Source organism: Paraburkholderia sp. SIMBA_030, from assembly GCF_046535245.1.
Taxonomy (GTDB): domain Bacteria; phylum Pseudomonadota; class Gammaproteobacteria; order Burkholderiales; family Burkholderiaceae; genus Paraburkholderia.
In genome coordinates this window covers 227,546-251,271 of record NZ_JAWRXB010000008.1, presented here as the reverse complement: position 1 = coordinate 251,271, position 23,726 = coordinate 227,546, and the positions used below count along the sequence as shown (strand labels likewise).

The 23,726-nt window shown below is 63.7% G+C and carries 21 protein-coding genes; 18 read left to right on the top strand and 3 right to left on the bottom strand.

Annotation, left to right across the window (positions count from 1 at the left end; genetic code table 11):
* Window positions 1-92 precede the first annotated feature (92 nt).
* The 3 genes from SB772_RS16130 (at window position 93) to SB772_RS16120 (ending at window position 3,063) form a co-directional block, all read left to right on the top strand.
* Window positions 93-1,421 carry a C4-dicarboxylate transporter DctA gene (locus tag SB772_RS16130; RefSeq protein ID WP_410834231.1) on the top strand — a complete coding sequence of 443 codons (1,329 nt, stop codon included), beginning with the start codon at window positions 93-95 and terminating at the stop codon, window positions 1,419-1,421.
* Window positions 1,422-1,526: 105 nt separating this feature from the next.
* Window positions 1,527-2,537 carry an allantoicase gene (gene alc, locus SB772_RS16125; RefSeq protein ID WP_410834230.1) on the top strand — a complete coding sequence of 337 codons (1,011 nt, stop codon included), beginning with the start codon at window positions 1,527-1,529 and terminating at the stop codon, window positions 2,535-2,537.
* Between the two features lie 13 nt (window positions 2,538-2,550).
* Entirely contained in the window at window positions 2,551-3,063 is a 513-nt protein-coding gene (locus SB772_RS16120) for an ureidoglycolate lyase (protein ID WP_410834229.1), read from the top strand.
* Window positions 3,064-3,209: 146 nt separating this feature from the next.
* On the opposite strand, the gene fur is transcribed toward SB772_RS16120, so the two are convergent.
* Window positions 3,210-3,638 (bottom strand): ferric iron uptake transcriptional regulator, encoded by a 429-nt coding sequence (fur, locus tag SB772_RS16115; RefSeq protein WP_410834228.1) that lies wholly within the window; start codon window positions 3,636-3,638, stop codon window positions 3,210-3,212.
* A 158-nt stretch (window positions 3,639-3,796) separates the two neighbouring features.
* Here fur and bamE point away from each other — a divergent pair, with 158 nt between their 5' ends.
* From bamE to SB772_RS16070, 9 genes are all read left to right on the top strand, one after another.
* A complete protein-coding gene (bamE, locus tag SB772_RS16110; protein ID WP_410834227.1) occupies window positions 3,797-4,636 on the top strand; it encodes an outer membrane protein assembly factor BamE in 840 nt (279 codons plus the stop codon).
* A gap of 183 nt (window positions 4,637-4,819) precedes the next feature.
* Window positions 4,820-5,617, top strand: a complete 798-nt coding sequence (gene dapB, locus SB772_RS16105; protein WP_410834226.1) for a 4-hydroxy-tetrahydrodipicolinate reductase — start codon at window positions 4,820-4,822, stop codon at window positions 5,615-5,617.
* A 65-nt stretch (window positions 5,618-5,682) separates the two neighbouring features.
* Window positions 5,683-6,399: a MotA/TolQ/ExbB proton channel family protein gene (locus tag SB772_RS16100; RefSeq protein ID WP_410834225.1), complete on the top strand. Its 717-nt coding sequence runs from the start codon at window positions 5,683-5,685 to the stop codon at window positions 6,397-6,399.
* Between the two features lie 29 nt (window positions 6,400-6,428).
* On the top strand, window positions 6,429-6,860 hold the full coding sequence (locus SB772_RS16095) for an ExbD/TolR family protein (protein WP_410834224.1): 432 nt from the start codon (window positions 6,429-6,431) through the stop codon (window positions 6,858-6,860).
* A gap of 248 nt (window positions 6,861-7,108) precedes the next feature.
* Window positions 7,109-9,703, top strand: coding sequence for a leucine--tRNA ligase (gene leuS / locus SB772_RS16090; RefSeq protein ID WP_410834223.1), 2,595 nt, complete (start codon window positions 7,109-7,111; stop codon window positions 9,701-9,703).
* A 91-nt stretch (window positions 9,704-9,794) separates the two neighbouring features.
* On the top strand, window positions 9,795-10,346 hold the full coding sequence (gene lptE / locus SB772_RS16085; RefSeq protein ID WP_410834222.1) for an LPS assembly lipoprotein LptE: 552 nt from the start codon (window positions 9,795-9,797) through the stop codon (window positions 10,344-10,346).
* 63 nt (window positions 10,347-10,409) lie between these two features.
* Window positions 10,410-11,531 (top strand): DNA polymerase III subunit delta, encoded by a 1,122-nt coding sequence (holA, locus tag SB772_RS16080; protein ID WP_410834221.1) that lies wholly within the window; start codon window positions 10,410-10,412, stop codon window positions 11,529-11,531.
* 255 nt (window positions 11,532-11,786) lie between these two features.
* On the top strand, window positions 11,787-13,058 hold the full coding sequence (locus SB772_RS16075) for a glutamate-5-semialdehyde dehydrogenase (protein WP_410834220.1): 1,272 nt from the start codon (window positions 11,787-11,789) through the stop codon (window positions 13,056-13,058).
* A 112-nt stretch (window positions 13,059-13,170) separates the two neighbouring features.
* Window positions 13,171-13,587: a CopD family protein gene (locus SB772_RS16070; protein ID WP_410834219.1), complete on the top strand. Its 417-nt coding sequence runs from the start codon at window positions 13,171-13,173 to the stop codon at window positions 13,585-13,587.
* A gap of 63 nt (window positions 13,588-13,650) precedes the next feature.
* Here the strand turns inward: SB772_RS16070 and SB772_RS16065 are convergent, their stop codons facing one another.
* Window positions 13,651-14,505, bottom strand: coding sequence for a MurR/RpiR family transcriptional regulator (locus tag SB772_RS16065; protein WP_410834218.1), 855 nt, complete (start codon window positions 14,503-14,505; stop codon window positions 13,651-13,653).
* A 291-nt stretch (window positions 14,506-14,796) separates the two neighbouring features.
* On the opposite strand from SB772_RS16065, the gene edd reads away from it, so the two are divergent.
* From edd to SB772_RS16045, 4 genes are all read left to right on the top strand, one after another.
* Window positions 14,797-16,713: a phosphogluconate dehydratase gene (gene edd / locus SB772_RS16060; protein ID WP_410834217.1), complete on the top strand. Its 1,917-nt coding sequence runs from the start codon at window positions 14,797-14,799 to the stop codon at window positions 16,711-16,713.
* Between the two features lie 2 nt (window positions 16,714-16,715).
* Complete coding sequence (eda, locus tag SB772_RS16055; protein ID WP_410834216.1) at window positions 16,716-17,357, top strand: bifunctional 4-hydroxy-2-oxoglutarate aldolase/2-dehydro-3-deoxy-phosphogluconate aldolase; 642 nt, start codon at window positions 16,716-16,718, stop codon at window positions 17,355-17,357.
* A 249-nt stretch (window positions 17,358-17,606) separates the two neighbouring features.
* A complete protein-coding gene (locus tag SB772_RS16050) occupies window positions 17,607-18,968 on the top strand; it encodes a gluconate:H+ symporter (RefSeq protein ID WP_410834215.1) in 1,362 nt (453 codons plus the stop codon).
* 10 nt (window positions 18,969-18,978) lie between these two features.
* Window positions 18,979-19,482, top strand: coding sequence for a gluconokinase (locus SB772_RS16045; protein ID WP_410834214.1), 504 nt, complete (start codon window positions 18,979-18,981; stop codon window positions 19,480-19,482).
* A 103-nt stretch (window positions 19,483-19,585) separates the two neighbouring features.
* Here the strand turns inward: SB772_RS16045 and purB are convergent, their stop codons facing one another.
* A complete protein-coding gene (gene purB, locus SB772_RS16040; RefSeq protein WP_410834213.1) occupies window positions 19,586-20,974 on the bottom strand; it encodes an adenylosuccinate lyase in 1,389 nt (462 codons plus the stop codon).
* Window positions 20,975-21,283: 309 nt separating this feature from the next.
* On the opposite strand from purB, the gene SB772_RS16035 reads away from it, so the two are divergent.
* Window positions 21,284-22,240 carry a LysR family transcriptional regulator gene (locus tag SB772_RS16035; RefSeq protein WP_410834212.1) on the top strand — a complete coding sequence of 319 codons (957 nt, stop codon included), beginning with the start codon at window positions 21,284-21,286 and terminating at the stop codon, window positions 22,238-22,240.
* Window positions 22,241-22,376: 136 nt separating this feature from the next.
* Window positions 22,377-23,690: a Glu/Leu/Phe/Val family dehydrogenase gene (locus tag SB772_RS16030; protein WP_410834211.1), complete on the top strand. Its 1,314-nt coding sequence runs from the start codon at window positions 22,377-22,379 to the stop codon at window positions 23,688-23,690.
* The last annotated feature ends 36 nt before the right edge of the window (window positions 23,691-23,726 follow it).

Below are 23,726 nucleotides of genomic sequence, written 5' to 3'. Positions count from 1 at the left end.
TTGACGCCAGTATATCGGCTTCCTACTATTCGAGATAACAGAACTGGTCGGACCAGTCTGAACAGATGCGAATCGTAACCTAGGAGAAAGCCGTGTTGAAGTTTTTCAATTCACTGTTTGGCCGGGTCGTCATAGCGCTGGTGGCGGGCATCGTGATCGGCGCCGTGTTCCCGCATTTCGCCCAATCGCTGCGCCCGCTCGGCGACGGCTTTCTCAAGCTGATCAAGATGGTGATCGGCCCGATCGTCTTTTGCGTGGTCGTGAGCGGCATGGCGCATGCCGGCGATCTGCGCAAAGTAGGGCGTGTCGGCTTGAAGGCCGTGGTCTACTTCGAAATCATGACCACGATTGCGCTCGTGATCGGCGCGGTGCTGGCCTATGCGACGCGGCCCGGCGTCGGCATGAATATCGACCTGCATTCGCTCGACCCCGCTTCGCTGTCCACGTACACCGAGCACGCGAAGAGCCTGAAGGATACGGCCGGCTTTCTGCTGAAGATCATTCCCGAGACGGCGATCAACGCGTTCGCGACCGGCGACATCCTGCAAATCCTTGTGTTTTCGGTGCTGTTCGGCTCGGCGCTGTCGTTGCTCGGCAATAAGGCGCAGCGTGTCAGCAGCCTGATCGACGAGTTGGCACAGGTGTTCTTCCGCGTGATGAGTTTCATCATCAAACTCGCGCCGCTCGGCGTGCTCGGCGCGATCGCTTTCACCACCGGCACCTACGGCGTGGAATCGCTCAAGCAACTCGGCATGCTGGTGCTGGTGTTCTACGCGAGCTGCATCGTGTTCGTAGTGGTTGTGCTCGGCGTCGTGATGCGGCTGGCCGGCTTCAGCATCTTCAAACTGATTCGATACCTGCGCGAAGAACTGTCGATCGTGCTCGGCACGGCTTCGTCCGACGCGGTGCTGCCGCAGATCATGCGCAAGCTCGAATGGATGGGCGTCAAGGATTCGACCGTCGGGCTGGTGATTCCGACCGGCTATTCCTTCAATCTCGACGGCTTCTCGATCTATCTGACGCTCGCGGTGATCTTCATCGCGCAGGCCACCAATACGCCGTTGTCGATGCACGATCTGATCGTGGTGGTGCTGGTGTCGCTGGTGACGTCGAAGGGCGCACACGGCATTCCCGGCTCGGCGATCGTGATTCTGGCCGCGACGCTGTCCGCGATTCCGGCGATTCCCGTGCTCGGTCTCGTGCTGATCCTGCCGGTCGACTGGTTCGTCGGCATCGCCCGCGCGCTCACTAACCTGATCGGCAACTGCGTCGCGACGGTGGTGGTCGCGGTGTGGGAAAACGATATCGACCGGAGCCGCGCCCATCGCGTGCTGAACCGCGACGCTGCGCTGCGATACGTGCCTGCCGGCGAAGAAGCAGGTATCGAGTCCGCCGCCGGCGATCACGCGCCCGCGATCTGATTTCAGCCGATTTCGCGCGAGCCGACGCTCTGCGCTTTCCGGCCGGCGGATGCCGTGAATCCGCTGGTTGTCACGTATATAACTCACTGTTGCCTGACCGAGACTATGGCTAATCCGATCCTCGACCCCAACGCTCCCGCTTTCACCCGTCGTTACATGAACCTCGCCGACCCGCGTCTGGGTGCGAAGGCGCTCTATGCCAGCGATGAATTCTTCGCGCCGAAGGAACGCATGCTCGAGCCGCAACCGGCGGTGTTCATCCCCGGCAAGTACGACGACCACGGCAAGTGGATGGACGGCTGGGAGACCCGCCGCAAGCGCACCACCGGCCACGACTATTGCGTGATCAAGCTCGCGCGGCCGGGCGTCGTGCACGGCGTCGATCTGGACACGAGCCACTTCACCGGCAATTTCCCGCCGGCCGCCTCGATCGACGCATGTCACGTGGACGGCGACGTCCCGCCGGACGACGCCGCCTGGCAAACCCTCGTGCCGGCGACCACGCTGCAGGGCAACCAGCACCACTACGTTGAGGTGAACGACGCGCGCGCCTTCACGCATCTGCGCGTGAATCTGTATCCGGACGGCGGTCTCGCGCGCCTTCGCGTGTACGGCCAGCCGCAGCGCGACTGGGCGCGGGTCGAACGCGGCACGCTGCTGGACCTCGCCGCGATCGAAAACGGCGCGTACCTCGTCGCCGCGAACAACCAGCATTTCGGCCCGGCCTCGCAGATGCTGATGCCGGGGCGCGGGGTCAACATGGGCGACGGCTGGGAAACCCGGCGCCGTCGCGAGCCCGGCAACGACTGGGCGATCGTCGCGCTCGCGCGGCCGGGCGTGATTCGCAAGATCGAAGTGGATACGGCGCACTTCAAGGGCAATTTCCCCGATCGCTGCTCGCTGCAGGCAGCCTCGGTCACCGGCGGCACCGACGATTCGCTGGTCACGCAGGCGATGTTCTGGCCGGTGCTCCTCGACGAACAGAAACTGCAGATGGACCACGTGCATACGTTCGCCGCGGAACTCGCGTCGCACGGGCCGGTGACGCATGTGCGTTTCAATATCTTCCCTGATGGCGGCGTGTCGCGCCTGCGGTTGTGGGGCGAGATCGCGTAACGGAGTGGCGTCGATGAAGACTTTGCAGATGGAGCGGCTGACGCGCGCGGCCTTCGCGCCGTTCGGCGACGTAATCGAACTGGACGGCGCGCGCCATTTCGCGATCAACGGTGGCACGACCGAGCGCTATCACGACCTCGCCGGGGTCGACGTCGCGGAAAACGGCGGGCGGCCGCTGATCAGCGTATTCCGCGCGCAGCCCCGGACGCTGCCGGTCGACATTGCGATGATGGAGCGGCATCCGCTGGGCAGCCAGGCGTTCATTCCCTTAACGGCACGTCGATATCTGGTGGTGGTCGCCCCGGCGGGCGAGTTCGATCCGGCACAGATGCGGGGCTTCTGGAGCGACGGTTGGCAGGGCGTGAACTATGCGAAAGGTGTCTGGCACCATCCGCTGCTCGCGCTCGAGCAGGTGAGCGATTTTGTCGTGGTGGATCGCGGCGGCGAACAACCCAACTGCAACGAATTGTCGTTGTCCGAGCCGTACCGGCTCGGGTTCGAAGCGAGCCTCGAAATGGCGGAATAGGGCCGCAACCGCATCAGAGCCGCAGCACGGCTGCAGCACTGAGCATGCTGTAATCGTGTGTAAAAAAAGACCCGGCCGATGTTCATCGGCCGGGTCTTTTTGCGTTTGCCTGTTGGACCGCGTACCCCGACGCGGCCTGCATCACGTCAATGCTTGCGATGCGGGCAATTCTCCTTGGTGCAGGCGCCGTACAGCGCCAGCGCGTGCTCCTGCAGCTTGAAGCCGCGTTCCCTCGCGATGGACTGCTGGCGGCTTTCGATTTCGGAGTCGAAAAACTCTTCGACGAGCCCGCAATCGAGGCAGACGAGGTGATCGTGATGCGACCCTTCGTTCAGCTCGAATACCGCCTTGCCTGATTCGAAGTTGCTGCGCGACAGCAGGCCGGCCTGCTCGAACTGCGTCAGCACGCGATACACGGTTGCCAGGCCGATATCGAGTTCTTCATGCAGCAGGTTGCGGTAGACGTCTTCTGCGGTCAGGTGGCGCACCGGGCTATGCTGGAAAATCTCAAGGATTTTGAGGCGCGGTAGGGTCGCCTTGAGCCCGATATTCTTGAGATCGGTTGGATTGGTCATGACAAGGGATCCCTAGAGTACAATGCTGGGCTCTCATAGTAATGTGTTTTTGCCGTTCTGGTCATCTTCGATGGAATGAAACTCGCGCGGCTCGTCCTCGGGCCCGCACGGTGAGTGAAATGATTTCAAAATCTCAATTGATCTACCGGGGGAGCCGCATGCGGGGTACCTTGATCGCTGCTGTGACTGTCGCGGTTCTTGCCGGATGTTCCACCTACGACAGCCTGACGCAGCGCGTTGCACAAAGCATCACGCCGTACCGGATCACCGTGGTGCAAGGCAATTTCGTCTCGAAAGAAGCGGCTGCGCAGATGCAGGTCGGCCTGTCGCGCGCGCAAGTGCGCCAGCTGCTCGGCACGCCGCTGCTCACCGACATGTTCCACGCGGATCGCTGGGACTATGTGTTCTATTTCAAGCGCGGCTCGACTAGCGTCGTGCAACAACGCGACTTCGTGGTGATGTTCGCGGGCGACCGCGTCGCCAGTTGGTCGGGCGGCGACGATCTGCCGTCCAACCTCGAACTGCTGGCCGAAATCGACGGCGATAAGCGCGGCAAGAAGGCCAAGGCCGCCGTGCCGGTCGCGGCGAGCGGCGCAAGTGGCGCCAGCGCGCCGGTGGCCACGGCGCCGGTTACGGTGGACACCACGCGCTCGCCGTCCGCCGACGCTGCTGCAGCAGCGGCTATACCGTCCACGGACGCCAACGCCGAAGCTGCCCAGGCCGCCAATCGTGCGACCAATGCAGTGCAGGCGCCGTCGGGCAGAACGCAGTCATCGGTGCGCTCGACCGCGCCGACCGCCAACGGTGGCGGAATACCGCCGCAAGGCCCAACGTCCGCGGGTCAGCCGCAGTTCCAGTTCCATCGTCCGCCGCCGCCGCAGGTTCCGGGCACGCAGGAAAATCCGGTGGGACCGACGGGCCCGCAAAGCAGCAACGGCGGCCCGACGCATAACGCGCCGCTGACTTCTTCTTCCGCAACGTCGGGAACGGGCGGCTAATCGAGCTGTCCGTGTCTTAAGAAGGGCACTGCGAACGGGCACTGCACACGGGCGACGCGCCGTGCGCGGCGCCCGTCGGACTTTCTGCCTTTCCTGTTACGTGCGGCGCTTGCGCAAGATTTCCGCCGTCGCCGCTTTTGCCCGGTTTTTGCCGGCTTTTTGCTTTCGCCAAGCCTCGTAGCCATGAAAATTGCCATTGCTGGCGCATCGGGCCGTATGGGCCGGATGCTCATCGAAACCGTCCTTAACGATTCCGGCGCCACGTTGTCCGGCGCGCTCGACCGTGCGGGCTCTCCGCAACTCGGCCAGGACGCCGGTGCGTTTCTCGGCAAACAAACGGGCGTCGCGCTGACCGACGACATCGAGCGCGTGTTCGCCGAGTCGGACTACCTGATCGACTTCACGCGCCCCGAAGGCACGCTGATGCATCTGGAAGCCGCACAGCGCCACAACGTGAAAATGGTGATCGGCACGACCGGTTTCGACAACGAGCAGAAAGCGCGACTGCACGCCGCCGCGGACAAGATCGCCATCATGTTCTCGTCGAACATGAGCGTCGGCGTCAACGTGACGCTGAAGCTGCTCGAATTCGCCGCGAAGCACTTCGCGACCGGCTACGACATCGAAATCATCGAGGCGCATCACCGTCACAAGGTCGACGCTCCGTCCGGCACCGCGCTGACGATGGGTGAAGTGATCGCCAACGCGCTTGGCCGCAATCTCGACGATTGCGCGGTCTACAGCCGCGAAGGCGTGACCGGCGAACGCGATCCGTCCACCATCGGTTTTTCGGCGATTCGCGGCGGCGATATCGTCGGCGACCATACGGTGCTGTTCGCGGGCATCGGCGAGCGCATCGAAATCACGCACAAATCGGCGAGCCGCCTGTCGTACGCGCAAGGCGCGCTGCGCGCGGTGCGTTTCCTCGAAGGCCACGCAAACGGCCTGTTCGACATGCAGGACGTGCTCGGCCTGCGCTGAGCGTGTCGCGGGGTCTCTTGCAGACTCCGTTTGTGCCCCTGAATCACTTCCGAAGGCGAGCTCAGATGGCAGGCAGCGGCATTACCCATTACCTGCAAACCAGCGACGCGATCACGCATGCCGTCGCCTATGTGCTGCTGGCTATGTCGATTGCGAGCTGGTGCTTTCTGATCGTCAAAAGCTGGATTTTGGGGCGCGCGAAACATCAGGCCACGCGCGCGATCGCGCAGTTCTGGCAGGCGCCCACGCTTTCCGAGGGCGTCGCGGCGCTCAAGCGTGTGGATCGCGAGCGCGTCTTCACGCCGCTCGCCGAGGCCGCGCTGCACGCGGTCGAAGTGGACATCCCGGGCGCGCTGCTCGCGCGCGTCGAGCGCAGCGAACGGGTGCTGCGGGCGCTGCGTCAGGCGCTCGGCGCGTCGCAGCGGCGGCTTGAGTTCGGCCAGGTTCTGCTGGCCTCGGTGGGCAGCACGGCGCCGTTCGTCGGCTTGCTCGGCACCGTTTGGGGCATCTATCACGCGCTCAGCAGCATCGCGGCGAGCGGTGAGGCGATGATCGAGAATGTCGCCGGCCCGGTCGGCGAGGCGCTCATCATGACGGCCTTCGGTCTCGTGGTCGCGATTCCGGCGGTGCTTGCCTATAACGTACTTGGGCGTCTGGTGCGGCAGTTGACGGAAGAACTCGACGGCTTCGCGCACGATCTGCACGCCTACGTGTGCGCGCCGGCCGATCAGCACCAGACCAAAACCCAGGAACCGGCGCCAGCCCCGGTCCGGGCCCGTTAAGCGCGCCGCTCAAGGCAGAAGGAGGCGATATGGCATTCGGCGGACTGGAAAAAAAGCAGACGGCCGCGCCGATGGCCGAGATCAACATGACGCCGTTGATCGACGTGATGCTGGTGCTGCTGGTGATCTTCATCATTACCGCGCCTTTATTCACGCACGCGATCCGGCTCGATCTGCCGAAGGTCGCTTCAGCGGCGGCGCGGCAAACGCCGCAAACCATTTCCCTTTCAATCGATGCCGCCGGCAAGCTGTACTGGAACGGCAACGTCATCACGCTTGAGCAGATGCGCGCGCGGTTCGCGCAAGCAGGCAAAGAGACCGAGCAGCCCGAGATCCACCTGCGCGCCGAGCGCTCGACGCGTTACGAGGTGATTGCCCAGGTAATGGGCGCGGCGCAGCAGGCGGGGCTGGAACGGATCGGCTTCGTGACCGATCCGCCGCCGCCGGGCGCGAGCCAATAGCAACACCGCGCCAGTCCCGAACCGGCCGCGCTACCCGGAACCCCCGAGCCCGTTGCGCTGCACCCGGCCCCGGTCCCGCCGGGAATGGCCCGATCCCATCCCACCCGCGCACCACGCCACGCGGCGCACCCGTCCGCGAACGGTATAATCAGCCCTTTCCCCCGCCGAAGGGGAAACGACGCCATTTCATCAAGCAGAGCACCAAGCGGCCGGTGCGAAAGCACCGAACCCAGCGATCCCATCACACCATGCACGAAAAATACGTTCCCTCCGACGTCGAATCCGCCGCGCAAGGGCAATGGCGCGCCATCGACGCGTACAAGACGACGGAAACCACCGACAAGCCCAAGTTCTATTGCGTCTCGATGCTGCCGTACCCGTCGGGCAAGCTGCACATGGGGCACGTGCGCAACTACACGATCAACGACGTGATGTACCGCTATTTGCGGATGAACGGCTACAACGTGCTGATGCCGATGGGTTGGGACGCGTTCGGCATGCCGGCGGAAAACGCCGCTATGGCCAACAACGTGCCGCCGGCGAAGTGGACCTACGACAACATCGACTACATGAAGAAGCAGATGCAGTCGATGGGCCTCGCGATCGACTGGTCGCGCGAAGTCGCGACCTGCAACCCCGATTACTACAAGTGGAACCAGTGGCTGTTCCTGAAGATGCTCGAAAAGGGCATCGCGTACAAGAAAACCGGCACCGTCAACTGGGATCCGGTCGATCAGACCGTGCTCGCCAACGAGCAGGTGATCGACGGCCGCGGCTGGCGTTCGGGCGCGCTGGTCGAAAAGCGCGAAATCCCGATGTACTACATGCGTATCACGCAGTACGCGGACGAGCTGCTGAGCGACCTCGAAGGCCTCGGCTGGCCTGAGCGCGTCAAGATCATGCAGCAAAACTGGATCGGCAAGAGCTTCGGCGTGAACTTCGGTTTCCCGTACGAAATCGACGGCGAGCAGAAGCTGTTGCGCGTATTCACCACGCGCGCCGACACGATCATGGGCGTGACCTTCTGCGCGGTCGCCGCCGAGCATCCGCTCGCCACGCGTCTGGCGAAGGACAAGCCGGAACTGCAAGCGTTCATCGAGGAATGCAAGCGCGGCGGCGTCGCCGAAGCCGACGTTGCGACGATGGAAAAGAAGGGCATGGGCACCGGCTTCTACGTCACGCATCCTCTGACGCGGGAACAGGTCGAAGTGTGGATCGGCAACTACGTGCTGATGAGCTACGGCGAAGGCGCGGTGATGGGCGTGCCGGCGCACGACGAGCGCGACTTCGCGTTCGTGAAGAAATATGGTCTGCCGATCAAGCAGGTGGTCGCGGTCGAAGGCAAGGCATTCTCGACCGAGGCTTGGGCAGAATGGTATGGCGACAAGGAAGGCGGCGTCTGCATCAACAGCGGCAAGTACGACGGTCTGAACTACACCCAGGCGGTCGACGCGATCGCCGCCGACCTGAAGGAACTCGGTCTCGGCGACAAGCAGGTCACGTGGCGTCTGCGTGACTGGGGCGTGTCGCGCCAGCGTTACTGGGGCACGCCGATTCCGATCATCCACTGTCCGACATGCGGCGACGTGCCGGTGCCGGAACAGGATCTGCCGGTTGTGCTGCCGGAAGACCTCGTGCCGGACGGCACCGGCAACCCGCTCGCGAAGTCCGAAGCGTTCGTGAACTGCACCTGCCCGACGTGCGGCGGCGCGGCCAGGCGCGAAACCGACACGATGGATACATTCGTCGATTCGTCGTGGTATTTCTACCGCTATGCGGCGCCGGATGCGAAGACCATGGTCGACGAGCGCACCGATTACTGGGCGCCGATGGATCAGTACATCGGCGGCATCGAGCACGCGATTCTGCACTTGTTGTACTCGCGCTTCTGGGCGAAGGTGATGCGCGACATGGGTCTGGTCAAGTTCGGCGAGCCGGCCAGGAACCTGCTCACGCAGGGCATGGTGCTCAACGAAACCTACTATCGTGAAAACGAAGCGGGCAAGAAGACCTGGTACAACCCGGCCGACGTGACCGTCACGTTCGACGACAAGGGCCGCCCGGTCGGCGCCGTGCTGAACGCGGACGGCCAGCCGGTGGTGCTCGGCGGCGTCGAGAAGATGTCGAAGTCGAAGAACAACGGCGTCGATCCGCAATTGCTGATCGATCAGTACGGCGCGGATACCGCACGTCTGTTCGTGATGTTCGCCGCACCGCCAGAGCAACAGCTCGAGTGGTCAGGTTCGGGCGTGGAAGGCGCAAGCCGCTTCCTGCGCCGCGTGTGGAGCTTCGGTCACGCGAACGAAGCAGCGCTGCGCGCGGGCGGCAAGCTGGACGCCGCGACGTTCGGCGAGGCCGACAAGGTGCTGCGCCGCGAGATCCACAGCGTGCTGAAGCAGGCTGACTTCGACTATCAGCGTTTGCAGTACAACACGGTGGTGTCGGCGGCCATGAAGATGCTCAACGCGCTCGACAGCGCGAAGGGCGCACAACCGGTCGTGCTGCGCGAAACGTATAGCGTGATGCTGCGCGTGTTGTACCCGGTCGTGCCGCATCAGACCTTCCAGTTGTGGCAGGAACTCGGTTATGCCGACGAATTCGGCTCGCTGCTCGACGCCGCGTGGCCGAAGGTCGACGAACAGGCGCTGGAACAGGCCGAAATCGAACTCGTGCTGCAGGTGAACGGCAAGGTGCGCGGCGCGCTGACGGTGGCGAAGGACGCGTCGCGTGAAGCGATCGAACAGATCGCGGCCGCTCACGAAATGGTCGCGAAGTTCAGCGAAGGCAAGGCGCCGAAGAAGATCGTCGTGGTGCCGGGCCGCCTCGTGAACGTGGTCGTTTGACGGCGCACGAAAACATGGCAGCGGGCAGGACGCCGCCGCATGCGGCGGCGCTTGTCTGCGCTGCGCAATCTACTGCGAACCAGGAGCCAATGTGACTCGCAGATCGTTTTTGACGCTGGCTTGCAGCGTGCTGATGTTGTCCGCGTGCGGCTTCCAGCTGCGCGGCCAGCAGGACTATGCATTCAAACGCCTCTATATCTCCGGCGGCTCGGCAGCGGCCGGTGCGCGCCTGACGCGTCTGGTGCAAGGCGGCAGCGATACGGTGGTGGTCAGTTCGGTCTCGAATGCCGACGCGACGTTGCAGATTACCGAAGGCCGCGGCCTCAGTACGCTGACTTTGAACTCGCTCGGCGTCGTCGAGGAGTATCAAATAAATCTTTCGATGAACTACACGCTGGTCGGTAAGGACGGCACTGTGCTGATTCCGCCGAGTGTGATCGCGTTGAACCGCGCGATGACCTATAGCGACCAGTACTCGCAGGCCAAGAGCGCGGAATCCGAGATCCTGTTCGCCGACATGGAAAACGATGCGATCGATCAGCTCACGCGCCGTCTGTCTATCGTGAAGTCGCTGCATCCGGCGCCGGGCCAGGAAGTGCCGGCGGTCGCGCCGCGCGCCCCTTTGCCGCCGCCGCCGCTGTGAGCGATGTGCTTTGCTTACCTTGTTTCTTTTGCCGCACTTGTTCAACCTCGCTGATCGGTAGCCATGCAACTACGACTTGACGCGCTCGAAGCGCATCTCGCCAAGGGACTCGCCGGACTGTACGTCGTGTACGGCGACGAGCACCTGCTCGCGCAGGAGGCGTGCGACCGGATTCGTGCGACGGCGCGCGCGGCCGGCTTCACCGACCGCTCGGTGTTCACCGTCGAACGCGGCTTCGACTGGAGTTCGCTGCTTGGCGCGAGTCAGTCGATGTCGCTGTTCGGCGACCGTCAACTGGTCGAGTTGCGCATTCCGTCGGGTAAGCCGGGCAAAGAAGGCGCGGACGCGCTGAAGGCGCTCGCCGCTGCCGTCAATGACGAAGTGCTGACGCTGATCACGTTGCCGAGGCTGGACGCCGCCACGCAGAAAGCCGCATGGTTTACCGCACTGGCCGATGCGGGCGTCGCGTTGAAGATCGATCCGGTCGAGCGCGCGCAGTTGCCGAATTGGGTCGGGCAACGGCTTGCGGCCCAGGGGCAGCGGGTCGCCGCCGGTGAAGAAGGGCGGCGCGCGTTGGCATTCATCGCCGAGCGCGTGGAAGGCAATCTGCTCGCCGCGCACCAGGAGATCCAGAAGCTCGGGCTGCTGTATCCGGCCGGTTCATTGAGCTTCGAGCAGGTTCAGGACGCGGTGCTGAATGTCGCCCGTTACGACGTTTTCAAGCTGAACGAGGCGATGCTGGCAGGCGATGTCGGCCGTTTGTCACGCATGCTCGACGGCCTGCGCGGTGAAGGCGAAGCTGCAGTGCTGGTGCTGTGGGCGGTTGTCGAAGAAGTGCGCACGCTATTGCGGATCAAGCGCGGCGTGGCGGCAGGCAAGCCGCTTGCGATGCTGGTGCGCGAGAACCGCGTGTGGGGGCCGCGTGAGCGGCTGATCGGGCCGGCGCTGTCGCGCGTCACCGAGGGCGCGCTGGAGAAGGCGCTCGCTTTGGCGGCGCGGCTGGATCGGCAGGTGAAGGGATTGTCCGGCGGCACGCCGGGCAATCATCGCAACGATCCGCCGCCTGATCCGTGGGACGGCCTGTTCGAACTGGCGATGACGGTGGCCTCGCCCGCAAAAGCGGCGTCCGTGCCGCCACCGCGACCTCGCTCAGCGGCGACTGCACCGGCGCGAAGGCCAGTCTGATCTGCCTGGTTGAGCCTGGTAGATGCGGCGGCCTGGCGCGGCTCGATGCGCAAGAGTGATAAGGCGTGAGCCGCACTGCCAGTGTCTCGAAGACGTCTCGCACCACCGACGTTCAGTATCCAGAGGATCAAACCCCTCGCGCGCTCCAGCCGCCGCCGCGAGCAAAGCGCTGCCACCCGACTTACAATCGTTTCATCTTTTGCTCATTCTGCCTGTCCGCCGCACCTGAACGTGCGCGGCACCACGAGAATCAACATGGATATCGACCAGTACATGACCGACCTCGGCCGCCGCGCCCGCCACGCTTCGCGTGCGATGGCGCGTGCGTCGACGGCGGCGAAGAATGCCGCGCTCGCGGCCGTTGCCCAGGCAATCGAACGCGATGCCGTGCTGCTGAAGGAAGCCAATGCGCGCGACGTCGCGCGGGCACGCGACAAAGGTCTCGACATTGCGTTCATCGATCGCCTGACGCTGTCGGACAAGGCGCTGAAGACGATGCTCGAAGGCTTGCGGCAAGTCGCCGCGCTGGCCGATCCGATTGGCGAGATCAGCAATCTGAAGTACCGGCCGAGCGGCATTCAGGTCGGTCAAATGCGTGTGCCGCTCGGTGTGATCGGCATCATCTACGAGTCGCGCCCGAACGTGACGATCGATGCCGCCGCGCTGTGCCTGAAGTCCGGCAATGCGACGATTCTGCGCGGCGGGTCCGAAGCGCTGGAATGCAACACGGCGCTGGCGAAGCTGATCGGCGAAGGGCTGGATGCCGCCGGTTTGCCGCAGGACGCGGTGCAAGTGGTGGCCACTTCGGACCGCGCCGCGGTCGGCAAGCTGATCACGATGACCGAATACGTCGACGTGATCGTGCCGCGCGGCGGCAAGAGCCTGATCGAGCGGTTGATGAACGAAGCGCGCGTGCCGATGATCAAGCATCTCGACGGCATTTGCCATGTGTATGTCGACGATCGCGCGGATGTGGCGAAGGCGCTGACTGTCTGCGATAACGCCAAGACGCACCGCTACGGCACCTGCAACACGATGGAAACGCTGCTGGTGGCGCGCGGCATTGCGGCTGAAGTGCTGCCGCCGTTGGGCAAGCTGTACCGCGGCAAGGAAGTCGAACTGCGTGTGGACGCTGCCGCGCGTGCGGTGCTGTCGGCGGCCGGCGTCGGCCCGCTAGTCGATGCAACCGAGGAAGACTGGTGCACCGAATATCTCGCGCCGGTGCTGGCGATCAAGGTGGTCGACGGCCTCGATGCGGCCATCGAGCACATCAACACCTACAGCTCCGCGCACACGGACGCGATCGTCACCGAAGACCACGACCGCGCGATGCGTTTCCTGCGCGAAGTCGATTCGGCGAGCGTGATGGTCAACGCGTCGACGCGCTTTGCCGACGGCTTCGAGTTCGGTCTCGGCGCGGAAATCGGCATCTCGAACGACAAGCTGCATGCGCGTGGGCCGGTGGGGCTGGAAGGGCTGACGTCGCTGAAATACATTGTGCTGGGGCACGGCGAAGGCCGGCAATAGCAGTTTGCTTCCGGCGCGCTATCGCCATCACTGGGGTCGTCCAGCGCTGTCCGTCCACTGCGCTGGCGGCCCCCGCTCGTTTCCACGCTGACAAGCAGTACAAGGACCGCTGATGCTTTGGGTAAAAACGTTTCACATCGTTCTGATTGCTTCCTGGTTTGCCGGCCTGTTCTATTTGCCGCGCATCTTCGTCAATCTGGCGATGGAGACGGAACCCGCCGCCACGGCGCGGCTCTTGACGATGGCGCGTAAGCTGTTCCGCTTCATGACGTTTATCGCGGTGCCGGCGCTCGCATGCGGTCTGTGGCTGTGGCTCGCGGTCGGTATCGGACGCGGGCAGGGCTGGATTCACGCGAAGGTGGGCGTGGTGGTGTTGTTGATCATCTATCACGCGTACTGCGGCGTGCTGCTGCGGACTTTCGAGCGTGGCGAGAACCGCCGCACGGAAAAGTGGTATCGGATGTTCAACGAACTGCCCGTGCTGGGGATGCTGGCGGCCGTGGCATTGGTTGTTTTGAAGCCGTTCTGAGACGAAACGCGGACCGGCCCCGGTCCGCGTGTCACGTCATCTTCGTAGCGTCCGCTCGATGCGCTACGGACCCGTGGCCGGACCCTGAATCCGGCGCCGCAACAATACTTCCTTCGCCTGCGCCAGTTTCTCGACCAGTTCCGGTCCCCGGCTGAGCGCCACGCCCACCGCGAGAATATCGCCGATCGCCAGATGCGAGACGCGCGAGGTCATCGGCGAAAAGATATCCGTGTCTTCGTCGACGTTCGCGAACAGGCCCACCGTCGCGAGCCGGGCGAGCGGCGAATTGCCGTGCGTGATTGCAATCACTTTCGCGCCCGCCGCCAGAGCGGACTTCACTGCGTCGACGATATCGCGCGTGCGTCCGGTATTCGAAATCGCCACCACCACATCGCCTTCACCCAGCAGCGCCGCAGACATCAAAAACGTATGCGGATCCGAATACGCGACGCTCGGCATACCCAGGCGAAAAAACTTGTGCTGCACATCCAGCGCGGCAATCCCCGAACCTCCCGCGCCGTAGAACTCGATGCGCCGCGCCTGGGCCAACAGCGCGATCGCCGCCGCCACGCTGTCCGACGACAGATTGTTGCGCACCTGTATCAGCGCGCCGATGGTCCGGTCAAATACCTTCGCGGCGACGCCCGGCGTCGGCTCGTCTGGCCGCACGTCGCGGTAGACGGCGGGCACTTCCGCAGCAATGCCTTGCGCCAGCCGGATCTTGAACTCGCGAAAGCCCGAAAAGCCGAGCGCATGACAGAACCGCGCGATGGTCGGCTGGCTGACGCCGGCGCGCGCGGCCACCTCGGTCATCGACAGGTCGAGCACCTCGCGCGGCGCTTCGATCACGTAATCGGCCAGCTTGCGCTCGGACGGGCGCAACTGCTCGCGCATCTCTTGCACTTGAGACAGCATCATCGGAAAACTCGCACTATGCTGAAGAATGCGTGGACTATATCTGATTGCTAACGAAGGTACAAAAACTACATTTAGTGCTGTAGGTGTAATCCCTAGGTTTCGTGCGTTCATCGCTGATTGGCCGCCAGTAAAGCGATGCAGGCAGTTCTTGGATGCGGCGGTGCAGCAGGAGTCGTCGTTGCGATCGTGTAGTTTTTCTACTAAGATTGCGACGTCGACTGTTTCGACATCCCCGCGATACCTGCCTGGCATAGTGCGCGTACGCCTCACGCCAGCGACGAAGGAGCTCCGATGGTTTCCCCGCATTCGCAATTGTTGAAGGTCACGCAACGCGTGGTCGAGCGCAGCAAGCCCACTCGCGAGGCGTATCTGGCCCGCATCGAGCACGCGCAGGGCAAATTCCCGGCGCGCGGCGCGCTCTCGTGCGCCAATCTGGCCCACGGCTTTGCCGGCCTCGAAGGCAACGACAAGCTCGTCATCAAGCAGATCCGCCAGCCGAACATCGGCATCGTTTCGGCGTATAACGAGATGCTGTCCGCGCACGCGCCGTACAAAAACTACCCGGATATCATCAAGGAAGCCGCGCGTGAAAACGGCGGCGTCGCGCAATTCGCCGGCGGCGTGCCGGCCATGTGCGACGGCGTCACGCAAGGCAACGCGGGCATGGAACTGTCGTTGTTCTCGCGCGAAGTGATCGCGATGAGCACCGCGGTCGCCCTGACGCACAACATGTTCGACGCGGCGCTGTGCCTCGGCATCTGCGACAAGATCGTGCCGGGTTTGCTGATCGGCGCGTTGCAATTCGGCCATCTGCCGACGATTTTCGTGCCGGCCGGCCCGATGGGAAGCGGCCTCTCGAACGACGACAAAGCCAAGACCCGGCAGCTGTTCGCCACTGGTCAATGCGGCCGCGACGCGCTGCTCGAAGCGGAAGCCGCCGCGTATCACAGCCACGGCACCTGCACGTTCTACGGCACCGCGAACAGCAATCAGATGCTGATGGAAGTCATGGGCCTGCATCTGCCGGGCTCGGCCTTCGTGCATCCGCACACGCCGCTGCGCGACGCGCTGACCGCGCAGGCCGCGCGCCGCGTGCTCGATCTGACGGTCGAGCGCGGCAACTACATGCCAATCGGCCATGTGGTCGACGAGAAAGCCATCGTCAACGGCATCGTCGCGTTGCTGGCCACGGGCGGTTCGACCAATCACACGCTGCATCTGGTCGCGATTGCGCGGGCGGCCGGCATCGTGATCGATTGGGATGACTTCGACACGTTGTCGCAAGCCGTACCGCTGCTCGCGAAGATTTACCCGAACGGCAAGGCTGACGTGAACCACTTCCACGCGGCTGGCGGGGTGGCGTTTCTCGTTCGCAATCTGCTCGAAGGCGGCTTGCTGCATGAAGACGTGAACACCGTCGCGGGCAAGGGGCTCAAGCACTACACGGAAGAGCCGAAGCTGCTCGACGGCAAGCTGCAATGGGTGCCGGGCGCGCAGGTCAGCGAAGACACCGCGGTGCTGCGCGGCATCGAGGAGCCGTTCCAGCCGGACGGCGGCTTGCGTCTGATGCAAGGCAAGCTCGGCCGCGGCGTGATCAAGATTTCAGCGGTGGCGGCGCAGCATCGCAAGGTGAAGGCGCCGGCGATCGTGTTCGATTCGCAGGAAGCGGTTCAGGAAGCATTCGACAACGGCGAACTGAAACGCGACTTCATCGCCGTGGTGCGCTTCCAGGGCGCCCGCGCAAACGGCATGCCCGAGCTGCATCGTTTGACGCCGTTGCTCGGTGTGTTGCAGGATCATGGTTTCCACGTTGCACTGGTCACCGATGGCCGCATGTCCGGCGCCTCGGGCAAGGTGCCGGCGGTGATTCACCTGTCGCCGGAAGCGTTGCTGCAAGGCCCGATCGGGAAAGTCCGCAGCGGCGACATGCTGATGATCGATGCGGACGCCGGCGTGCTGGACATTGAAATCGATGCAGCCGAATGGGCGGCGCGCCCGGAAGCGGCGCCGCAGCATCAGGCGGAAAACGAAGTCGGCTTCGGCCGCGAATTGTTCGGCGTGTTCCGTGCGGCGGCCGCGCCCGCGGAGCAGGGCGCCTCGGTGTTCGGCCCGATGGTCGGCGAGCGCCACGCGCACCACGGCGAGCACGGCAAAGCACACACAAGCACCACTCAAGCCAGCCACGGGCTGCAGAAACAAGGAGTCTGACTATGACGTCGAAAACAGTAAGCGATATCGTGCGCCTCGGCCCGGTGATTCCGGTGCTCGCATTCGACTCGGCCGAACAGGGCGAACATGTGTCGCGCGCGCTGCATGCGGGTGGCGTGAAGGTGCTGGAAATCACGCTGCGCACGGCGGCCGGTCTGGAAGCGATCGAACGCGCGAGCCAGTTGGCCGACGACATCGTGGTCGGCGTCGGCACGATCACGAAACCCGAGCATTGCGCTCAGGCGAAGAAGGCGGGCGCGCAGTTCGGCGTGTCGCCAGGTCTGACGAGAGACATGCACAAGGCCGCGCAAGATGCGGGTTTGCCGCTGCTGCCGGGCGTGATGACGCCGAGCGACATCATCGCTGCGCTGGAACTCGGCTACGAAATCGTCAAGTTTTTCCCGGCCCAACAGGCCGGCGGCGTGCCGATGCTGCAAGCCTTCTATGGTCCGTTCCCGACGTTGAAGTTCTGCCCGACCGGCGGCATTACGGCCGAAAGCGCCATCAATTTTCTCGCACAACCGAACGTCGTGTGCGTGGGTGGATCGTGGTTGACGCCGAAGGCTGCGCTTGCCGCGCAGAATTGGGATGAAGTGACGCGTCTTGCACGCGCCGCCAGCGAGCTAGCCGCGTCCGCGCATTGAGCTGACGCAGCGCGTACGTTCGCCAGGTCACCAGGTTCAGGCCGAGGAGCCTCGTCGAAGCAGCCCGTCAGGCTGTCGCGGCGAGGCTCCTTTTAATATGCGGCGCTGCCCTTTTGGCGCGCCTTGAAACAAAACAGACAGTAAAATTCAGCGTCCGCGCGACTGCCTGGCACCGGCAGCGTCACAGGCCGCGAGACACAGTGCCAGTTTCATTGGCGCCGAGAATCAACAACACAAAGGAGGAGCTTCATGGAAGCTGTCCACGGCAGCATGCTGCTGGTTTACGGGGTGATCGCCATCGCAGCGCTGATCCTGCTCATCACGCGCTTCAAGGTTTATCCGTTTCTCGTTCTGATCATCGTCTCGCTACTGCTTGGGCTTGCGGCCGGCATGCCGATGAGCACGATCGTCAAATCGTTCGAAACCGGCAACGGCAATACGCTCGGCCACATCGCGGTGGTGGTCGGTCTCGGCACGATGCTCGGCAAGATGATGGCCGAATCGGGCGGCGCGGAGCGCGTCGCCACCACGCTGATCGACTGGTTCGGCGAGAAGAACATTCACTGGGCGATGATGTTCGTCGCGATCATCGTCGGTTTGCCGGTGTTCTTCGAAGTCGGTTTCGTGCTGCTGATTCCGATCGCGTTCAACGTCGCCAAGCGCACCGGCAAATCGCTGCTGCTGATCGGCTTGCCGATGGTCGCGGGGCTGTCCGTCGTGCACGGGCTGATTCCGCCGCACCCGGCCGCGATGCTCGCGGTGCAGGCATATCACGCCGACATCGGCAAGACGATTGCGTATGGATTGCTGGTCGGCGTGCCGACCGCGATCGTCGCCGGTCCGCTTTTCGCACTGCTGATTCATCGCCAGATCAAGCTGCCGGCGAACAATCCGCTCGCCGCGCAATTCGTCGAGTCTCACACGGAAGGGGTGAAGCGTGAGCTGCCCGGGTTCGGCATTACGCTTTTCACGATCCTGCTGCCGGTCATCCTGATGCTGGTCGGCAGTTGGGCCGATCTGGTGTTCACGCCGAAAACCCTGCCGAACGATCTGCTGCATTTTGTCGGCAACTCGGACGTGGCGCTGCTGATTGCGGTGCTGGTCAGCTTCTGGACCTTCGGGGCGAAGCGCGGCTTCAATCGTGAGCAGATCCAGAAGTTCTGCGGCGAGTGTCTTGCGCCGATCGCGGGTATCACGCTGATCGTCGGTGCCGGCGGCGGCTTCGGGCGCGTGCTGATGGATAGCGGCATCTCGAAGGAGATCGTCGGTGCGGCGACCTCGGCGCATCTGTCGCCGCTGCTGCTCGGTTGGATCGTCGCGGCGATGATCCGTCTCGCGACCGGCTCGGCTACGGTCGCTATGACGACGGCATGCGGCATCGTCGCGCCGATCGCCTCGGCCAGTGGCGTGCAGGTGACGCCGGAATTGCTGGTGCTCGCCACGGGTTCGGGTTCGCTGATCTTCTCGCACGTCAACGACGGCGGCTTCTGGCTGATCAAGGAGTACTTTGGAATGACGGTGGGGCAGACGTTCAAGACGTGGTCGCTCTGCGAAACCATCATTTCCGTGTTGGGTTTGGCTTTGACTTTCGCGCTCGCGACGGTCGTGTAAGGAGTAGTTGATGATTCTGATCGCAATGGGCGTGTCGGGCGCCGGCAAAACGAGGATTGGCGAAATGCTGGCTGAGCGCCTGCACTGCGCATTCACCGACGGCGACGCGTTTCACAGCGCCGCTAACAAAGAGAAAATGCACCACGGCATTCCGCTCACCGACGAAGACCGCTGGCCGTGGTTGCAAACCATCCGTGCAGCGATTGAAGAGAAGCAGAAGGCTGGCGAGAAGGCGGTGTTCACGTGTTCGTCGCTCAAGCGCTCGTACCGCGACGTTCTGCGTGGCGGCGGCAACGGTGACAAGGACGTGTGCTTCGTCTATCTGAAGGGTTCGTACGAGGTGCTGCGCGACCGGTTGACCACGCGTACCGGCCATTTCTTCGATCCGTCGCTGCTGCAAAGCCAGCTCGACACGCTCGAAGAACCGGGCGCCGATGAGGCGATTACGGTGAGCGTCGAATTGTCGCCGGAAGAGATCGTCGACGAGGTCTTGAAGCAGATGAAGACGCGTTGAGCGTTTTCGTCGCTCACGCGGCAGGATGAAAAAAGGCGCTCCCCGGAGCGCCTTTTTCGTGCTTGCCTGAACGATGCCTGAGGCAACGAGGCAACGACTGAGCTTAAGCGATCCGCTTCGCCAGTTCCACCGCCTTGCCGATATACGACGCCGGCGTCATCGCGAGCAAGCGATCCTTCGCGTCCTGCGGAATAGCCAGGCCGGTAACGAAGGTCTGCAACGCTTCGCGCGTGATGCCCTTGCCGCGCGTCAGTTCCTTCAACTGCTCATACGGGTTCTCGATGCCGTAACGGCGCATCACCGTTTGCACCGGCTCGGCCAGCACTTCCCAGCAGTTGTCGAGATCTTCGTTCAGACGCTGCGCGTTGACTTCAAGCTTGTCGAGACCACGAATTAGCGAGTCGTACGCGAGCAGCGAGTAGCCGAACGCGACGCCCATATTGCGCAGCACCGTCGAATCGGTCAGGTCGCGCTGCCAGCGCGACACCGGCAGCTTGTCGGCCAGATGGCGCAGCGTTGCGTTGGCGAGGCCGAGGTTGCCTTCCGAGTTTTCGAAGTCGATCGGATTGACCTTGTGCGGCATCGTCGACGAACCGATTTCGCCTGCCTTGGTCCGCTGTCTGAAGTAACCGACCGAGATGTAGCCCCACACGTCGCGATCGAGGTCGAGCAGGATCGTGTTGGCGCGCGATACGGCGTCGAACAGTTCGGCCATGTAATCGTGCGGCTCGATCTGGATCGTGTACGGATTGAACGTGAGCTTCAGGCGCTGTTCGACCACTTCACGCGAGAACGCTTCCCAGTCGAACTCCGGATACGCGGACAGATGCGCGTTGAAGTTGCCGACCGCGCCGTTCATCTTGCCCAGCAGTTCCACCTTCGCGACGCGGTCGATCGCGCGTTCCAGACGCGCGGCGACGTTGGCGATTTCCTTGCCGAGCGTGGTCGGGCTGGCCGGTTGGCCGTGCGTGCGCGACAGCATCGGCTGTTCGGCATGCGCGTGCGCCAGCGCGACGAGGCGCTGATGCACCGCGCGCAGCGCCGGCAGAATGACGTGCTTGCGTGCGCCGGCCAGCATCAGGCCGTGCGACGTGTTGTTGATGTCTTCCGAGGTGCACGCGAAGTGGATGAACTCGCTTGCGCGGTCCAGTTCTTGCTGACCCTTCACCGATTCCTTCAGCCAGTACTCGACCGCCTTCACGTCGTGATTCGTCACGCGTTCGATGTCCTTGATGCGCGCGGCGTCGTGCGCGGTGAAACGCTCGGCCAGTTGCAGCAGGAACTGTTCGGACGCGTCGGAAAAGCGCGGCACTTCGGCGAAACCGGCGCGCGACAAGGCGATCAGCCAGTGGATTTCAACCGTCACGCGATGGCGCATGAACGCGGCTTCCGAGAGCCAGTCGCGCAGGGCTTCGGTTTTCGACGCATAGCGGCCGTCGAGCGGGGAGAGCGCGGTCAGCGCGAACAGGGTGTCGGGGCGGGTGTCGGACATGATGGAGGCGGGTCGGGGCGTTGAGCGCTCAGTGAGCGGATCGGGAACGGAGGGAACCGCGAATTTTACCACCGAGCGGCTGTTTGCCCGATCTCGGGATCGATCCGGCGACGAACCCGGCCTGCGCGCGCTCCGCGCGAGATCTGCTGCGAGCCCGCGTTAATGCCGCGCCAATGCCGCGCTAATGCCCCGCCAATGTCGCGCCAATGTTGCGCCAATGTTGCGCTAATGCTCCAGCGACGCCACGGCGCCCTGGCCGCGCCGCTAGAATGCTGACTTCTCCTCTCCCCGCTGGCAGCAGGCTTTCGCATGGAACTGAAATGGCTCGAGGACTTCGTTTCACTCGCGGAGACGCGCAGTTTCAGCCGCTCGGCCGAATTGCGGCACGTCACGCAGCCGGCATTTTCGCGGCGCATCCAGGCGCTGGAAGCATGGCTCGGCACTGAATTGATCGACCGTTCGGTCTACCCGACGCGGCTGACCGCAGCCGGCCAGGTGTTCAACGAGCAGGCGCTCGCGATGCTGTCGCAGTTCCACGAGGCGCGCGCGCTGCTGCGCGGACACACGGCGACGCCGCAGGCGACCATCGAGTTCGCGGTGCCGCACACGTTGTCGCTGACTTATTTTCCGCGCTGGCTGCAGCGCATCGAAGCGCAGATGGGGCCGATCCACACGCGGCTGCGCGCGCTGAACGTGCATGACGCGGCTTTGTCGCTGGTGGAAGGCGGCTGCGACCTGATGATGGGCTATCACCATCCCAGCCACCCGGTCGCGCTCGATCCGGCGCGCTACGACATGCTGACGCTCGGCAACGAGCCGATCAGCCCGTTCTCGGCGCCGGGCCGCGCGGGCCGGCCGCGTCACACGCTGCCCGGCAGCGCCGACGCGCCGACGCCGTATCTGTCGTACACGCCGAACGCGTACCTCGGCCGCATGACCGAGGTGATCCTCACCAACGCGCCCGAGCGCCTTTATCTCGACCGGCTGTACGAAACCGACATGGCCGAAGGGCTCAAGGCGATGGCGCTGGCCGGCCACGGTATCGCGTTCCTGCCGCACAGCGCGGTGGAAGACGCGGTCGCCGATGGCAAGCTGATCCGGCTGGATCGCGCGACACGCTGCACGCCGGAAGGACAGTTCACGCTGACCATGGAGATCCGCCTGTATCGCGACAAGCTGGCGGCGAAAAGCGATGATGCGCGGCAGATACTCGTGCGTCAGTTGTGGGACCTGGTGTCGGAGGAACTGGCGCAGCGTGCTGTCTGAAACTGCCCGCGTACGACGTCAAATTGCGAGTTCTTGACGGTTATGCAAAAAAAACATAATCGGATAAGGAAACGGCATTGGATTTCAAATCGGCGTTTTTCGACAATGGCGGCATTCGATCAACGCCGGAGCGTTCATGTCTTCCCAGCAGCCAGTCGCACAATCCGCATCATCGTTGCAGTCCGTCCCGTCCTACCTCAATAGCGAAGACCTCGGCCCGTGGGGCAACTACCTGCGCCAGGTCGACCGCGTCGCGCCGTACCTCGGCTCGCTGTCCCGCTGGCTCGAAACCCTGAAGCGCCCGAAGCGCATTCTGATCGTCGACGTGCCTATCGAACTCGATAACGGCACGGTCGCGCACTTCGAAGGCTATCGCGTGCAGCACAACGTGTCGCGTGGTCCGGGCAAGGGCGGCGTGCGCTATCACCAGGACGTGACGCTGTCGGAAGTGATGGCGCTGTCGGCGTGGATGTCGGTCAAGAACGCGGCGGTGAACGTGCCGTACGGCGGCGCGAAGGGCGGGATCCGCGTCGATCCGCGCACGCTGTCGCGTGGCGAGCTGGAGCGCATGACGCGCCGCTACACGAGCGAAATCGGCATCATCATCGGACCGAACACCGACATTCCCGCGCCGGACGTGAACACGAACGACCAGATCATGGCGTGGATGATGGACACGTACTCGATGAACCAGGGCCAAACGGCCACGGGCGTCGTGACCGGCAAGCCGATCACGCTCGGCGGTTCGCTGGGCCGCCGCGAAGCGACGGGCCGCGGCGTGTTCGTGGTCGGTTGCGAAGCGGCGCGCCGCATCGGCTTCGACATCGAAGGTGCGCGCATCGCGGTGCAAGGCTTCGGTAACGTCGGCGGGATTGCCGCGCGTCTGTTCCAGGAGGCGGGCGCCAAAGTGGTCGCCGTGCAGGATCACACCGGTTCGCTGTACAAGTCGACCGGTATCGACGCGGGCGCATTGCTCGAGCACGTCGCGAAGACGGGCGGTGTCGGCGGTTTCCCGGAAGCCGACGCGGTGACGAACGAAGAATTCTGGACCGTCGAATCGGACATCCTGATTCCGGCCGCGCTGGAAAACCAGATCACCGAAAAGAACGCCGGCAAGATCAAGACGAAGATCATCGTGGAAGGCGCCAACGGCCCGACCACCACGGCAGCGGACGACATTCTGCACGACCGCGGCATCCTCGTGATTCCGGACGTGGTCGCCAACGCGGGCGGCGTGACGGTGTCGTACTTCGAATGGGTGCAGGACTTCTCGAGCTTCTTCTGGACCGAAGACGAGATCAACCAGCGCCTCGAGCGCGTGATGCGTGAAGCATTTGCCGCCGTGTGGCAAGTGTCGAGCGAGCAGAATGTGTCGGTGCGGACCGCGGCGTTTATCGTGGCCTGTAAGCGCATCCTGCAAGCCCGCGAAATGCGTGGCCTGTATCCCTGACCTGTTTGCGTGAAACGGCTGGTCCGCCACCCTGCG